At 70.7% G+C, this 14,910-nt stretch carries 14 protein-coding genes; 5 read left to right on the top strand and 9 right to left on the bottom strand.

What is annotated here, in order from left to right; all coding sequences use genetic code 11:
* Positions 1–140: 140 nt before the first annotated feature.
* Positions 141–2,594 (top strand): beta-glucosidase H, encoded by a 2,454-nt coding sequence (locus tag AC5P1C_RS07305; protein ID WP_493864824.1) that lies wholly within the window; start codon positions 141–143, stop codon positions 2,592–2,594.
* A gap of 3 nt (positions 2,595–2,597) precedes the next feature.
* Here the strand turns inward: AC5P1C_RS07305 and AC5P1C_RS07300 are convergent, their stop codons facing one another.
* The gene (locus AC5P1C_RS07300) at positions 2,598–3,584 is read right to left on the bottom strand and encodes an aldose epimerase family protein (RefSeq protein WP_493864823.1); all 987 of its coding nucleotides are present in this window, start codon (positions 3,582–3,584) and stop codon (positions 2,598–2,600) included.
* 39 nt (positions 3,585–3,623) lie between these two features.
* Positions 3,624–4,544: an SGNH/GDSL hydrolase family protein gene (locus AC5P1C_RS07295; protein WP_493864822.1), complete on the bottom strand. Its 921-nt coding sequence runs from the start codon at positions 4,542–4,544 to the stop codon at positions 3,624–3,626.
* A 369-nt stretch (positions 4,545–4,913) separates the two neighbouring features.
* Here AC5P1C_RS07295 and AC5P1C_RS07290 point away from each other — a divergent pair, with 369 nt between their 5' ends.
* Positions 4,914–5,408, top strand: a complete 495-nt coding sequence (locus AC5P1C_RS07290) for a DUF3145 domain-containing protein (protein ID WP_493864821.1) — start codon at positions 4,914–4,916, stop codon at positions 5,406–5,408.
* A gap of 69 nt (positions 5,409–5,477) precedes the next feature.
* On the opposite strand, the gene fabF is transcribed toward AC5P1C_RS07290, so the two are convergent.
* The 5 genes from fabF to fasR all read right to left on the bottom strand — a co-directional run bounded on the left by fabF (position 5,478) and on the right by fasR (position 10,384).
* Positions 5,478–6,740 carry a beta-ketoacyl-ACP synthase II gene (gene fabF / locus AC5P1C_RS07285; RefSeq protein WP_493864820.1) on the bottom strand — a complete coding sequence of 421 codons (1,263 nt, stop codon included), beginning with the start codon at positions 6,738–6,740 and terminating at the stop codon, positions 5,478–5,480.
* A gap of 70 nt (positions 6,741–6,810) precedes the next feature.
* Positions 6,811–7,059, bottom strand: coding sequence for an acyl carrier protein (locus AC5P1C_RS07280; RefSeq protein WP_160504853.1), 249 nt, complete (start codon positions 7,057–7,059; stop codon positions 6,811–6,813).
* 99 nt (positions 7,060–7,158) lie between these two features.
* Positions 7,159–8,190 (bottom strand): ketoacyl-ACP synthase III, encoded by a 1,032-nt coding sequence (locus AC5P1C_RS07275; protein ID WP_493864819.1) that lies wholly within the window; start codon positions 8,188–8,190, stop codon positions 7,159–7,161.
* Between the two features lie 17 nt (positions 8,191–8,207).
* Positions 8,208–9,155 (bottom strand): ACP S-malonyltransferase, encoded by a 948-nt coding sequence (locus tag AC5P1C_RS07270; protein ID WP_493864818.1) that lies wholly within the window; start codon positions 9,153–9,155, stop codon positions 8,208–8,210.
* Positions 9,156–9,244: 89 nt separating this feature from the next.
* The gene (fasR, locus tag AC5P1C_RS07265) at positions 9,245–10,384 is read right to left on the bottom strand and encodes a fatty acid biosynthesis transcriptional regulator FasR (RefSeq protein WP_493864979.1); all 1,140 of its coding nucleotides are present in this window, start codon (positions 10,382–10,384) and stop codon (positions 9,245–9,247) included.
* A 185-nt stretch (positions 10,385–10,569) separates the two neighbouring features.
* On the opposite strand from fasR, the gene AC5P1C_RS07260 reads away from it, so the two are divergent.
* Positions 10,570–11,235 carry a pirin family protein gene (locus AC5P1C_RS07260; RefSeq protein WP_493864817.1) on the top strand — a complete coding sequence of 222 codons (666 nt, stop codon included), beginning with the start codon at positions 10,570–10,572 and terminating at the stop codon, positions 11,233–11,235.
* A 365-nt stretch (positions 11,236–11,600) separates the two neighbouring features.
* Here the strand turns inward: AC5P1C_RS07260 and AC5P1C_RS07255 are convergent, their stop codons facing one another.
* Together AC5P1C_RS07255 and AC5P1C_RS07250 are read right to left on the bottom strand one after the other, a co-directional pair.
* Entirely contained in the window at positions 11,601–12,416 is an 816-nt protein-coding gene (locus tag AC5P1C_RS07255; RefSeq protein ID WP_493864816.1) for a serine hydrolase domain-containing protein, read from the bottom strand.
* A gap of 19 nt (positions 12,417–12,435) precedes the next feature.
* A complete protein-coding gene (locus AC5P1C_RS07250) occupies positions 12,436–12,930 on the bottom strand; it encodes a GNAT family N-acetyltransferase (RefSeq protein ID WP_493864815.1) in 495 nt (164 codons plus the stop codon).
* Positions 12,931–13,213: 283 nt separating this feature from the next.
* Between AC5P1C_RS07250 and AC5P1C_RS07245 the strand changes: the two genes are divergently transcribed.
* Together AC5P1C_RS07245 and AC5P1C_RS07240 are read left to right on the top strand one after the other, a co-directional pair.
* Positions 13,214–13,690, top strand: a complete 477-nt coding sequence (locus AC5P1C_RS07245; protein WP_493864978.1) for a MerR family transcriptional regulator — start codon at positions 13,214–13,216, stop codon at positions 13,688–13,690.
* Positions 13,691–13,863: 173 nt separating this feature from the next.
* Positions 13,864–14,805: an aldo/keto reductase gene (locus AC5P1C_RS07240; RefSeq protein WP_493864977.1), complete on the top strand. Its 942-nt coding sequence runs from the start codon at positions 13,864–13,866 to the stop codon at positions 14,803–14,805.
* The last annotated feature ends 105 nt before the right edge of the window (positions 14,806–14,910 follow it).

Below are 14,910 nucleotides of genomic sequence, written 5' to 3'. Positions count from 1 at the left end.
GGACGACCGTACGTCATGCTCCCTTTGATATAACGTCCAGATTACGAAATCTACCGAGCTACAGGTAGGCGAGGCAGGATGGAGGGAACGTACGGAACGGACATCGACGACTCAGGCGACTTCAACGAGGAGGTACCGCCATGGCGGGAACCCAGGGCCCCGGGGCCACACAGGCCGACCAGGCCCGCGAGACGGCCGTGGAGACCGCGCTCGCCGCGCTGGATCTGGACGCCAAGGCCCGGTTGCTCGGTGGGCGCGACATGTGGTCGCTGCACCCGCTGCCCGAGATCGGCCTGGCGTCCCTCGTGATGTCGGACGGCCCGATCGGCGTGCGCGGCATCCGCTGGACCGCCGACGACCCCTCCATCGCCCTGCCGTCACCGACCGCGCTCGCCGCCACCTGGGACCAGGGCCTCGCCCGCCGCGCGGGCGCCCTCCTCGCCCAGGAGGCCCGGCGCAAGGGCGTCCACGTCCTCCTCGCGCCCACCGTCAACCTGCACCGCTCACCGCTGGGCGGCCGGCACTTCGAGGCGTACAGCGAAGACCCGTATCTGACCGGCGTCATCGGCACCGGCTATGTCCAGGGCGTGCAGTCGGGCGGCGTCGGCACGACCGTCAAGCACTTCGTCGCGAACGATGCCGAGACCGACCGCTTCACCGTCGACAACAAGGTGGGCGCGCGTGCCCTGCGCGAGCTGTACCTCGCGCCCTTCGAGGCGATCGTCACCAACGCCCACCCCTGGGGCATCATGACCGCGTACAACCAGGTCAACGGCTCGACGATGACCGAGCACCGCTACCTGGTCAACGAGGTCCTGCGCGGCGAATGGGGCTTCGACGGCTACAACGTCTCCGACTGGATGGCCGCCCGCTCGACCACCGGCGCCATCGAGGGCGGCCTCGACGTCGCCATGCCGGGACCGGCGACCGTGTACGGCGACGCGCTCGCCGAAGCGGTGCGCGGCGGCCGGGTCAAGGAGTCGGCGGTCGACGAAGCCGTCCGCAACGTCCTGCGTCTCGCCGCCCGCGTCGGCATCCTCGAAGGCGCCGAGCCCGTCGTCGCCGACGCTCCCGCCGAGATCGACGGCGAGGCGCTCGCCCGTGAGATCGCCCGCCGCGCCTTCGTCCTCGTACGCAACGAGAACGACGTGCTGCCCCTGCGGCCCACCGCATCCGTCGCCCTCATCGGCGCCGCCGCACGCGACGCCCGCGTCCTGGGAGGCGGCTCCGCCACCGTCTTCCCCGCCCGCGTGGTCTCCCCGCTCGACGGCCTGGCGGCGGCGCTCGGCGATGACTCCCTGACGTACGCCGTCGGCGCCGACCCGAGCGACGAACTCGCCCCCGCCGACAAGGGGTTCGAGCTGCGCGCCGTCTGCCGCGACGCGGACGGCACCGTCCTGGGCGAGGGTAATCTCCCCTCAGGGCAGGTCCAGTGGATCGGCGCCGACCTGCCCGACGGCGTCACCCACGAGACGATGGCCTCCATCGAGGTCGTCGGCACGTTCACGCCGCGCGTGAGCGGTGAGCACTCCTTCGGCACGCGCGGACTCGGCGCCTTCACGCTCACCGTCGGCGGCGATGTCGTCTTCGACGGGGCCGAGGTGATGGGCCCCGAGTCCGACCCCTTCGAGGCGTTCTTCGGCTCACCCGTCGAGCGCGCCACGGTGCGTCTGACGGCGGGCGAGACCGTCGAGGTCTCCCTCCTCCACCCGCTCGACAAGGAGCACGAGGCCCCGCTCCCCGGCGTCGTCTTCTCCTTCGTGCACCTGGAGCCGCGGCGTGACCCCGATGAACTGATCGCGGAGGCCGTCGAAGCGGCGCGGGGCGCCGACACGGCGGTCGTGGTCGTCGCCACCACCGAACGCGTCGAGTCCGAGGGCTTCGACCGGAAGGACCTGCGGCTCCCGGGCCGCCAGGACGAGCTGGTGCGCGCGGTGGCCGCGGCCAACCCCCGTACGGTCGTGGTCGTCAACTCCGGCTCCCCGGTGGAGCTTCCGTGGCGCGAGGACGTCGCGGCGGTGCTGCTCGGCTGGTTCCCGGGGCAGGAGGGCGGCGCGGCGCTCGCCGATGTGCTGCTCGGCGCGCAGGAGCCGGGTGGAAGGCTGCCCACGACGTGGGGCGCTTTGGCGGACGCCCCGGTCGCCCAGGTCACTCCGGTCGACGGCCAACTCGACTACGCCGAAGGCGTGTTCATCGGCTACCGCGCCTGGGAGAAGGCGGGAGCCACCCCCGCCTACGCCTTCGGCCACGGCCTCGGCTACACCGACTGGACGTACGAATCCCTCACCGTGGAGGACACGACGGCCACGGTCCGCGTCCGCAACTCCGGCCCGCGCACGGGCCGCGAGGTCGTCCAGATCTACCTCGCCCCGGCCACGGACGACGGCGGGCGCCCGGCCCGCTGGCTCGCCGGCTTCGCGGGCGTCGAGGCCGGGCCCGGCGAGAGCGTGGAGGCGCGGATCGAACTCCCGCGCCGCGCCTTCGAGATCTGGGACGAGTCCGCCAACTCCTGGGCGCATCAAGGCGGTTCGTACGAGGTGCAGGCAGGTCGCTCCATCGCGGACCGCAGGCTGAGCGAGACGATCACCGTCTGACCCTCAGTGGACGGAGAAGCCGTACACCGTCTCCGACGTGAAGACCCCACCCGGCCGCAGCACCGTCCCCGGAAACTCCGGCCGGTTGGGGGAGTCGGGGAAGTGCTGCGTCTCCAGGGCGATTCCGTCGCCGGGGCCGAACGGCAGCGGCTCCTCGAAGTGGTCCGCCGTGTAGAGCTGGAGGCCGGGCTCCGTCGTCGCGACGGTCAGCACGCGCCCGGACGCCGGGTCGCTCAGCTCCGCCACCTCGACCGGCCGCGCGGTGAACCCCTTGTCAAGGACGTAGTTGTGGTCGATCCCGGCGCCGACCTTCCGCGCGGCCCGGAAGTCGAACCGCGTCCCGTCGACCGCCTCGTACGCCCCCGTGGGAATCTGCACCTCGTCCGTCGGCGTGATGCGCGCCGCGTCGATCCGCAGCTCGTGTCCGCCGGCGCTGCCGCTCCCGGCCCCGGAGAGGTTCCAGTACGTGTGGTTGGTGAGGTTCACGACCGTCGGGGCATCGGTCGTCGCCTCGTACGCGATCCGCAGGGCGCCCGCCTCGTCCAGGGTGTACGTCGCCGACACCGCGAGCCGCCCGGGATAGCCCTCCTCGCCGTCCGGGCTCACCCGGGAGAGCCGCACCCCGTGCTCGACCTCCGCCGCGTCCCACACCCGCTTGTCGAAGCCGGCCGCTCCGCCGTGCAGTGCGTTGGGCTCGTTGTTCCGCGCCAGGGCGTGCTTCCGGCCGTCGAGCGTGAACTCACCGCGGGCGATCCGGTTCGCGTACCGGCCCACGAGCGCCCCGAAGTACGGCCCGGGGTGATCGAGATAGCCCTGGAGGTCGTCGAAGCCGAGAGCCACCGGCTCGCGCCGCCCCGACCGGTCCGGAACTTCCGCCGACTGGACGATCCCGCCGTACGTCAGGACGCGTACCCGCACCCCGCCCCTTTCCAGGGTCCAGCGATGGACGGGCGTGCCGTCGGGGAGCGTCCCGAAGAGTTCACTGCGCATGATCGCGACCCTACGCCGGGCCGCCGGCCCGCCGGGACCTCAGGCCCCGGGATCCTTGGGATCCTTGGCCTTCACCTGCCGGTAGGCCAGCTCCGCGAGCCGCTCCTGACCGTTCTTGCTGGGGTGGAACCAGTCCCAGTGGCTCAACTGGTCGCCGTCGAAGCGGTAGGCGAAGACCGCCCCGCCGTCGTACCGGCAGCGCAGGTCCTTCGCGCACACGTCCTTGAGCACGTCGTTGTACGCGACCACGCGGTTCTGCACATTGGCCCGCCGCTGTGTCGCCGACGCGTCGAGCGCGTCCGGGTCCGCCAGCATCGAGGCGCAGATGCCCAGCTTCCAGATCTGCTTGCCCAGCGGGTTGGTGCGCCCCTGGGACCAGAGCCGCTTCAGGTCCGGCACGGAGGCCACGTACACCTGGGTCTTGGGAAGCTCACGCCGCAGCGTGCGCATCGCGTCCTCGAAGTCGGCGCGGAACTCGGCGACCGGGGTCATGGAGTCCGCCGACGGACGGCAGGCGTCGTTCGCGCCCGCCATCACCGTGAGCAGCTCGGGGCGCTTGAGCGAGGCCTGCTCGATCTGCTCGGGCAGGTCCTCCATCCGGGCGCCGGTCTTCGCGTAGTTCCAGCTGTTGTCGGCGGCCCGCTCCTTGCCCAGGAGCCGTGTCGCGAGGCTGCGCACATCGGAGTCCGTGCCGGTCGCCCAGGACGCCTCGGGGCAGTCGGCGAGCACGGAGCAGGCGTCGAAGCCGCGCGTGATGGAGTCGCCGACGGCCGCCAGGGAGCGCGGGGTCGTGTCCCAGGTCGGGGTGGGCTTGGGGGAGGGCTTGTCGTGCGCCGATGGTCCATTGGGTGCGGGGGAGTTGCCGCCGGAGGCGTCGCATGCGGCGATCGCGGTGGCGCCGAGAAGAACCGCCGTCGCGGCGGCGACGGCGGCGCGCGAGCGGTGCCTTCGGTTCCGCATCCCCAGGTCCCCTCTGTTGTCGTGGGCCTTCATGGGCCTTCGTGGGCCTTTGTAGGCCGACCGCGCGGTTTCGCGCCCCTGCGAGTGCTGTGCCTTCTGAGTGCTGCGCCTTTTGGGGGCAGCCCCCAGACCCCCGGCCGGGTGAAGACTGGGTGATTCCTGGCCTTGGGACCGACGGTACGTCACACTCCTTGCGCCGACGCACGGTAGCCTCGCCACCCAGTGGCACCCTGCTCTTTCGGTTCCGCTAAATTACATCACGTCACATCTGTCCCGTTTTCGGGAGTTTCCCGAATGCGGGGCCGCAACGCTCGGCACGGGCGCGAGGCCGCTGGGGAAGGCGAACCTCGACCCACACTGGAGGTCCCGGTGACGACACGTGGAGTTCTGTACGTGCACTCCGCACCGCGCGCGCTGTGTCCGCACGTCGAATGGGCAGTCGCGGGCGTACTCGGCGCGCGCGTCAACCTCGACTGGATCAGGCAGCCCGCGGCGCCCGGCAGCTGGAGATCGGAGTTCTCCTGGCGTGGCTCGGTGGGCACCGCGTCCAAACTCGCCTCAGCCCTGCGCGGCTGGCAGCTGCTGCGCTTCGAGGTCACGTCGGAGCCGTGCCCCACGGCCGAGGGCGAGCGGTACAGCGCCACGCCCGAGCTCGGCATCTACCACGCGGTCACCGGCATCCACGGCGACATCCTGATCCCGGAGGACCGCCTGCGCGCCGCCCTGGCCCGCTCCCAGCGCGGCGAGAGCAACCTGGAGGCCGAGCTGGCCAAGCTGCTCGGCAAGCCCTGGGACGACGAGCTCGAACCGTTCCGGTACGCGGGTGAGGGCGCTCCGGTGCGGTGGCTGCACCAGGTCGTCTGACCTGCCCCAGGACACGGCGAAGGGCCCCCACCATGCGGTGGGGGCCCTTCGCTACGTACAGGTGAGTGTTCAGACGGTCCTGAACGCGAGCACCACGTTGTGGCCGCCGAAGCCGAACGAGTCGTTCAGCGCCGCGATCCTGCCCTCGGGCAGCGCGCGGGGCTCGTCGCGGATGACGTCCGCTTCGACCTCGGGGTCGAGGTTCTCGATGTTGATCGTCGGCGGAGCGACGCGGTTCTTCAGCGCGAGGACCGTGGCCACGGTCTCCACGCCGCCCGCGCCACCGAGCAGGTGACCGGTCATCGATTTCGTGCTGGCGATCGCCATGTGGTCGACGTCGTCGCCGAACGCCTTGCGCAGCGCCTTGATCTCGGCGACGTCACCCTGCGGCGTCGAGGTCGCGTGCGCGTTCACGTGCACGATCTCGGCGGGCTTGAGGTCCGTGCTGTCGATCAGGTTCTGCAGCGCCGCCGCGATGCCGTTGCCGGAGGGCTCGGGCTGCGTGATGTGGTGGGCGTCGGCCGAGATGCCCTGGCCGACGGCTTCCGCGTAGACCTTCGCGCCGCGGGCCTTGGCGTGCTCCTCGGACTCGAGGACGATCACGCCGGCGCCCTCGCCGAGCACGAAGCCGTTGCGGTCGACGTCGTAGGGGCGCGAGGCGCCCGCCGGGTCGTCGTTGTTCTTGGACATCGCCATCATGTTGCCGAACGCGACGATCGGCAGCGGGTGGATCGCCGCCTCCGTGCCACCCGCGACGACGACGTCGGCGCGGCCGGTGCGGATCATCTCGATGGCGTAGCCGATGGCCTCGGCGCCCGAGGCGCACGCCGACACGGGGGTGTGCACACCCGCGTGGGCGCCCAGCTCGATGCCGACGTTGGCCGCCGGAGAGTTGGGCATCAGCATCGGCACGGTGTGCGGGGAGACGCGGCGTACGCCCTTCTCCTTGAGCACGTCGTACTGGTCGAGCAGGGTGGTCACGCCGCCGATGCCGGAGGCGATGACCGCGCCGAGGCGGTGCGGGTCCACGGAGGTGTCCTCGCCCGCCTTCGCGGTGTAGCCCGCGTCGGCCCAGGCCTCCTTGGCGGCGATCAGCGCGAACTGCGCCGAACGGTCCAGCTTGCGGGCCTGCGGACGAGGAATGACCTCGCCCGGCTCGACCGCGATCTGGCCCGCGATGCGGACCGGAAGCTCGGCCGCCCAGTCCTGTTCGAGAAGACGGACGCCGGAACGGCCCGCGAGCAGACCTTCCCAGGTCGAGGCTGCGTCGCCACCCAGCGGTGTGGTTGCGCCGATACCGGTGACGACCACGGTGCGATTGGTCGAGTTCACAGGAAATTTCTCCACGGTGTTGAGGGGATCAGCGGCGCCACCGCCGGGTGGCGACAGCAGAGCAGCCTGGTCAGGCCTGGTGCTTGAGGATGTAGCTGGTCGCGTCGCCGACCGTCTTGAGGTTCTTGACGTCGTCGTCCGGGATCTTGACGTCGAAGCGCTCTTCGGCGGCGACGACGACCTCGACCATGGACAGCGAGTCGACGTCCAGGTCGTCGGTGAAGGACTTGTCCAGCTGGACGTCCTCGACCGGGATGCCGGCGATCTCGTTCACGATCTCGGCGAGACCGGCGACGATCTCTTCCTGAGTGGCGGCCATGTTGGCGCTCCTTCTATGTATCCAGAGGGTGTGGCGCCCGCCGCGGCAGCGGCAGGTTGGTTTTACAGCCGTACGGATCGGATGATCCGGACGTGATGCCTAGGGGAGGGTAACGACCGTGGCGGCGTACACGAGACCCGCCCCGAAGCCGATGACGAGTGCGGTGTCGCCGCTCTTCGCCTCGCCGGTGGCCAGGAGCCGCTCCATCGCGAGCGGGATCGAGGCTGCCGACGTGTTGCCGGTGGTGCGCACGTCACGGGCGACCGTGACGTGCTCCGGCAGTTTCAGAGTCTTCACCATCGAGTCGATGATCCGCTCGTTGGCCTGATGCGGAATGAAGACATCCAGGTCGTCCGGGCTCAGGCCGGCGGCGTCCAGCGCCTCCTTGGCGACCTTCGCCATCTCGAACACGGCCCAGCGGAAGACCGCCTGGCCCTCCTGCGTGATCGCAGGGAACTTGATGTTGCCCTCGCGGTCGAGCGGCAGCCTCGAGACATCGCCGACATGGAGGTCGTTCCACGCCACCGTCTGCTTGATCGTCTCGGACTTGTCGCCCTCCGAGCCCCAGATCGTCGGACCGATCTGCGGTTCCTCGGACGGGCCGACGATCACGGCGCCCGCGCCGTCACCGAACAGGAAGGCCGTCGCGCGGTCCTCCAGGTCGGTGAGGTCGCTCAGCCGCTCGACGCCGATGACCAGGACGTACTCCGCGCTGCCCTCGACGATCATGCCCTTGGCGAGCGTGAGGCCGTACCCGAAGCCCGCGCAGCCCGCGGAGATGTCGAACGCGGCGGGCTTGCCCGCGCCGATCTTGTCCGCGATCTCGGTCGCGATGGCCGGGGTCTGCTTGAAGTGCGAGACGGTCGAGACGACGACCGCGCCGATCTGCTCCGGGGTGATGCCCGCGTCGGCGATCGCCTTGCCGGAGGCCTCGACGGACATCGCGGCCACGGTCTCCTCGTCGGAGGCCCAGTGGCGGGTCGCGATGCCGGAGCGGGAGCGGATCCACTCGTCGGAGGAGTCGATCGTCTCGAGGATCACCTCGTTGGGCACGACACGGGTCGGGCGGTAGCCGCCGACACCCATGATGCGCGCGTACGGGGCGCCCTTACTGGGCTTGATCTTCGACATGCTCTCCTGGCTCCTTCTCAGGCACCCGCCGCGTCGGCGGCGGATGCGGTGTCGGCGATGAGCTCAGATGCGGCGTCGAGGTCGTCGGGTGTCTTCAGGGCCACCGTCCGCACGCCGGGCAGGGCGCGCTTGGCGAGACCGGTCAGCGTGCCACCGGGGCACAGCTCGATCATCGCCGTGGCGCCCAGGTCCTTGAACGTCTCCATGCACAGGTCCCAGCGCACCGGGTTGGCCACCTGGCCGACCAGGCGCGACACGACGTCCGAGCCGCTCGCCACGGCCTGGCCGTCGCGGTTCGAGACGTACGTCAGCTTCGGGTCGGCCGGGGCGAGGGCCTTGGCGGCCTCTTCGAGCCTGGCGACCGCGGGAGTCATGTGGTGCGTGTGGAACGCGCCCGCCACCTTCAACGGTACGACGCGGCGGACGCCTTCCGGCTTGTCCTCGGTGAGCGCGGCGATCTGCTCGGCGGTGCCCGCGGCGACGATCTGCCCCGCACCGTTCACGTTCGCCGGCGTAAGACCGAGCTTCTCCAGGTGCGGGATGGTGACCTCGGGGTCACCGCCGAGGAGCGCCGCCATGCCGGTCTCGGTGACCGCCGCGGCGTCGGCCATGGCCAGACCGCGGGCGCGGACGAGGCGGAGCGCGGCTTCATCGCTGAGCACACCCGCGTAGGCGGCGGCGGTGATCTCACCGACGCTGTGTCCCGCGACCGCGCCGGGCTTGTTCGCGGCCAGGGCGTCACTGAGTGCCTCGGCGGAGAGCAGACCGGCGGCCACAAGCAGGGGCTGGGCCACGGCGGTGTCGCGGATCGCGTCCGCGTCGGCCTGCGTGCCGTAGTGGGCAAGGTCGAGCCCGATGGCGTCCGACCACGCGCCGAGGCGGTCGGCCGCGCCGGGGAGATCGAGCCAGGGAGTCAGGAAGCCGGGCGTCTGGGCGCCTTGGCCGGGAGCGACGAGTACGAGCACTCTCACACTCTCTCTTGTGGACGGCACGAGCCGCCCGTGGGGACAGGGACGAAGAACGGCTGGGGGAATTGTAGAGGCCCGACAAAAACCTAAGGTTGGAGATCCCCGTCGGCCAGACGCCCCAGGATCAGCGCGATCCGCAGCGTGAATGCGGAGCGCACATCGGAGGGTGACCATCCGGTGACGTCAGTCACACGTCGCAGCCGGTAGCGCACGGTGTTGGGGTGCACGAAGAGCATCCGGGCGGCGCCTTCGAGGCTGCTGGCCTGTTCCAGATAGACGCTGAGCGTCTCCAGGAGCGCGGAGCCTGCTTCCTCCAGCGGTCTGTAGATCTCCTCCACCAATTGATCGCGCGCGGCGGGATCGCTCGCGATCGCGCGCTCCGGCAGGAGATCGTCCGCCAGGACGGGGCGCGGGGCGTCCTGCCAGGCGGCGCAGGCCTTCAGCCCGGCCGCCGCGGCCTGCGCTGACCGGGTGGCGGCCAGCAGGTCGGGGACGATGGGTCCGGCGACGACGGGACCGGCCGCGTACGGGCCGATCAGACCCTTGGCGACCTGCAGCGGATTGTCGCTGCCGCCCGCGATGACGACCAGGCGGTCGCCGAGCACACCGGTCAGGACCTGGAGCTTGGCGTGCCGGGCGGCGCGGCGGATGGCTTCGACGGTGAGCTCGCTGTCGCCGTCGGGCGCGGTGCCGAGGACGACGCAGACGTGCTCGGGGGAGTTCCAGCCGAGCGCGGCGGCCCTGCTGACCGCCCCCTCGTCCGCCTCCCCGGAGAGCACGGCGTTCACGACCAGCGACTCGAGGCGGGCGTCCCAGGCACCGCGTGCCTCGGCGGCCTGCGCGTACACCTGCGCGGTGGCGAAGGCGATCTCGCGGGCGTACACGAGGAGCGCCTCGCGGAGGATGGACTCGTCGCCCGGGGCCGCGATCTCGTCGACCGCGGACTCCATCACCTCGATCGTCGTACGCACCATCTCGACGGTCTGGCGCAGGGTGATCGCCCTGGTCAGCTCGCGCGGGGCGGTGCCGAAGACGTCGGTGGAGATGGCCTGGGGGGCGTCGGGATGCCGGAACCACTCGGTGAACGCGGCAATTCCGGCCTGCGCGACCAGACCGATCCACGACCGGTTCTCGGGTGGCATCGCCCGGTACCAGGACAGCGTCTCGTCCATGCGCGCGATGGCCTGCGCCGCGAGGCTGCCGGATGACTGTTCGAGGCGCTTCAGCGTGGCCGAGTGCGCGTGGGCCTTGCGGTGCGCGTCCTGGCGGGCGGCTTCCTCGTGGCGCGCGGCTTCCTCGTGGGCTGCCTGATGGGCGTCCTGGCGGGCTTCGTTCGCAGAGGGTTCGGGCACGGGGACAAGACTGCCTTATCGGGACGGGGGCGTGCGGTGCCGGGTCTACCGTGGGGTGTGTGATTGATGTACGGCGCTCCGGCGATCGGTACCGCGGCGGGGAGCCCGGTGCCGGTATCGAGACCTTCCACGCCTTCTCCTTCGGGCCGCACTACGACCCGGACAACCTCCGCTTCGGCGCGATCCTGGCCTGCAACGAAGAGCGTCTCGCACCCGGCGCGGGCTTCGACGAGCACCCGCACAGCCACACCGAGATCGTGACCTGGGTGGCGGAGGGCGAACTGACGCACCGCGACTCGACCGGGCACGAGTCGGTCGTGCGCCCCGGGGATGTCCAGCACCTGAGCGCTGCGGGGGGCGTCCGCCATGTGGAACGCAACGACGGCCAGGCCCCCTTGGTCTTCGTCCAGATGTGGCTGTCCCCCCTGGCACCGGGCGGGGACCCGTCCTACGACCTGGTCCACGGCATCGCGGACTCGACTCCCTACGCGGTCCCGGCGGCAGGCGCACTCCTGCACGCCCGCCGCCTCGCCGCAGGCGAGCGCACCGCGATCCCGGACGCCCCCTTCGCGTACGTCCATGTGGTACGCGGCGAAGTCCACCTGGGCGATGAGTATTTGGCCCCGGGGGACGCGGCACGGATCACGGGCGGGGAGAGCTTGGAGGCGGTGGCGTCGCAGGGGGGTGCGGCGGAACTGCTGGTGTGGGAGATGGCTGAGGGCTGACTGGTGTGGGAGATGACGGGGGCTGACTGGCGTGGGAGATGAGTGAGGGCTGGGGGGGGAGACTTCACCCTCCCCGCTGTGGGCGGTCGTGCTGCTGGGGGGGCCGGTGTCGCCCTCGCTGTGGGCAGTCGTGCCGCTGGGGCGGCACGGGTGGGCACAGCGGCGGCACCCCGCTACCGCCGGGCTGCGGAAACGCTCCTTGCGGTAACCGCGCGGCGGGGTGCGAGGAAAGGCCGGGGGCCCGCAAGGCTGGGGGCGCTCAGCATGGCCGGGCCTGGGGCTCCGCATAGTCGGGCCGGGGGCCCCGCAAGGCCGGGTGCGACGCATGGCCTGGGGGCGCCGCAAGGCCATCGAGAAACCCCGCCTCAGAGCTCGGAGAGCACCGCATCCGTGAACGGAGGCCACGCCTCAACGGCCCACGGCCCGAACGCCCGATCCGCCAGAGCGACACACGCCGCCTCCGCGTCGGGATCGACCCAGAGGAACGTCCCGGCCTGACCGAAGTGCCCGAACGTCCGAGGCGAGGACGAACTCCCCGTCCAGTGCGGCGACTTGGAGTCCCGAATCTCAAACCCGAGCCCCCAGTCGTTGGGACTCTGATGCCCGTACCCGGGAAGCACACCCTTCAGCCCCGGATGCACCACGGACATCGCCTCCGCCACCGTCCGCGGATCGAGCAACCGCGGAGCCTGCACCTCAGCGGCGAACTTCACCAAATCATCAACGGTCGACACCCCGTCCTTGGCGGGCGACGCACCTCCGTCGAGCGAGGTGGCCACCATCCCCAACGGCTCTAGGACGGCCTGCCGCAGATACTCCGCGAAGGGAATGTCCGTCGCCTTGGCGACATGATCCCCGAGCACCTCGAACCCCGAGTTCGAGTACAGCCGCCGCGTTCCCGCAGGCGCCGTCACCCGGTGCTCGTCGAACGCGAGACCACTGGTGTGCGCCAGCAGATGCCGCACGGTCGATCCCTCGGGCCCAGCGGGCTCATCGAGCTCGACGGCCCCCTCTTCGTACGCCACAAGCACCGCGTAGGCCGCCAGCGGTTTGGTGACCGAAGCGAGCGCGAAACGGTGCCCCGTGGGCCCGTGCGCCCCGACGACCGTGCCGTCCGCGCGGACGACGGCGGCGGCAGCGGTGGGGACCGGCCAGTTATCGATCAACGCCAGGCTCTGCATACGTACGAGCCTAAGCGCCCTACAGGCTCAACCGCATCGAGGGGTCGGGCTTGCGCACGAAGCCGAGCGAGGCGTACAACGGCTCCGCCTCCGCCGACGCGTTGAGATCGACACTCCCCGCACCACGCTCCCGGAACCAGTCGAGAAGCACCTCCATGCAGGCCCGCGCATAGCCTCTCCGCCGCTGATCCGGATCAGTGGCGACGCTGAACAAATTGCCGACGACGCCCCGCGGATTGCCTGCCCGCCCGATGCGGTACTCCAGCGTCCCCACCACCAGCGCCGCAAGCTTCCCGGTCCGACCGGGCCAGTCGATGACGAAGGCGGCGAAATCACCCTCCGGATCGGCCAGTTTGCTCCGTACGACAGAGAGGGACTCGGCATGCCAGCCGGTGTCGGACTCGACGGCGACCGCTGTCGCCGAGCCGGTGGCCAACACCGAGTCGATCATCACCTGCCGCAGCCGGATCAGTTCCTCGGCGTCCTCTGGCGTAGCGCGACGCACAACACTCATGATCGACACCGTAGTCATCACGCGAAGCGGCGTCCTCCGATTTCCCGCGACTTCCCGAGGGTTTGTTTCCGTCACATATTTCCTCCCGGTTCTGCTTGCTTAGAGCCCACTCCAACCTTCTAGCGTGGTGGTCATGACGGTGATGGAGACCGAGACCACCCGCACCAAGAGCCCCGCGCAGGGCCTGCCCGACGTGCTCGATGTGACTGACGTGCCCGACGTGCTCGATGTGACTGACGCGCCCGACGTGCCTGATGTGACTGACGCGCCCGACGTGCCTGATGTGACTGACGCGCCCGACGCCGAGAGCGCCACCGACGGCACTGGCACCAAGGCGGACGCCTGCGCCTCGGCACCCACCGCGCACCCCCGCCCGAGCGGACAGGACCACTACACGATCAGCGAGGTCGTCGCCTTCATCGGCCTGACCGCGCACACCCTTCGCTGGTACGAGCGCATCGGCCTGATGCCCCACATCGACCGCTCCCACACGGGCCAGCGCCGCTACCGCAACCGCGATCTGGACTGGCTCACCTTCGTCGGCAAGCTCCGCCTGACCGGTATGCCGGTGGCGGACATGGTCCGGTACGCCGAGCTGGTGCGAGAGGGCGACCACACCTTCACCGAGCGCCACGAACTCCTCGAGCAGACCCGCCGCGACGTGCGCACCCGCATAGCGGAGCTTCAGGACACGCTCGCCGTGCTCGACTACAAGATCAACTTTTACGCTGACGCCCGCCCGGCGTCGGAGAGGCTCTGAAACAGATGACCGCAGGGACACCAGAGACACCCAAGACGGCTGCGACGACCGGGCCGACCGGGACGACCGGTTCGGCTTCGACGCCCGGCACCGCCGGCGAGACTCCCGACCAGATCGCGAAGGTGCAGCTCGGTACAGGCGGCCCGGAAGTCGGCGTACAGGGACTCGGCTGCATGGGCATGAGCTTCGCCTACGGCCCCACCGACGCCGAGGAAGCACGGGCGACCCTGGAGCGAGCCCTCGAACTGGGCGTCACCTTCTACGACACCGCCGACGCCTACGCCGCCGGCGAGAACGAGAAGTTCCTCTCCCCCTTCCTCAAGGCACACCGCGACGAGGTCGTCCTCGCCACCAAGTTCGCCCTGGCCATCGACCCGGACGACCCGACCAAGCGGATCATCAACAACGACCCCGCCTACATCCGCTCCTGCATTGACGCCAGCCTCCAGCGCCTCGGCGTGGACGTCATCGACCTCTACTACATGCACCGCCGCAGCCCGGGGGTGCCGATCGAGGAGACGGTCGGCGTGATGGCCGAGCTCGTCGCCGCGGGCAAGGTCAAGCACCTCGGCCTCAGCGAGGTCACAGGCCCCGAACTCCGCGCCGCCCATGCCGTCCACCCCATCGCCGCCCTCCAGTCGGAGTGGTCGCTCTTCAGTCGTGACATCGAAAAGGGCGTGGTCCCCGTCGCCGCCGAACTCGGCGTCGCCCTCGTCCCCTACTCCCCGCTCGGCCGCGGCTTCCTCACCGGCTCGTTCGTCAGCGCCGACAAGGAGCTCGGCGAGGGCGACTTCCGCCGCCAGCAGCCCCGCTTCACCGGCGACAACGCCGCCGCCAACGCCGCCCTCCTCGAACCTCTCCGCACCGTCGCCGCCGCCCACGGCGCGAGCCTCGGTCAGGTCGCCCTCGCCTGGGTCCAACAGCGGGCCCACGCCCACAAACTGGCCGTCGTCCCCATCCCCGGCACCCGCAAGCGCACCCGGGTCGAGGAGAACACCGCGGCCACCCGCCTGGAACTCACCTCCTCCGAACTCGCCCTGCTGGACCCCATCGCCTCCCAGGTCGCAGGCGACCGCTACGCCGACATGACCTTCACCTCGGCGGGCCGCGAGTAGCGAGCAGCCGGCTCCGCAGGGTGGCGGCCGCGCCGAAACGGCCCCACCCTGCGGGGCTGGGGCCGCGCCTCCCGCCGGGCCTCTCGGCCGCGTTGCCCCTGGCCG

This window comes from Streptomyces sp. A18 (genome assembly GCF_059026065.1).
Note: the sequence above shows the minus strand (reverse complement) of the source record. Positions and strands in the feature narration are given on the sequence as shown.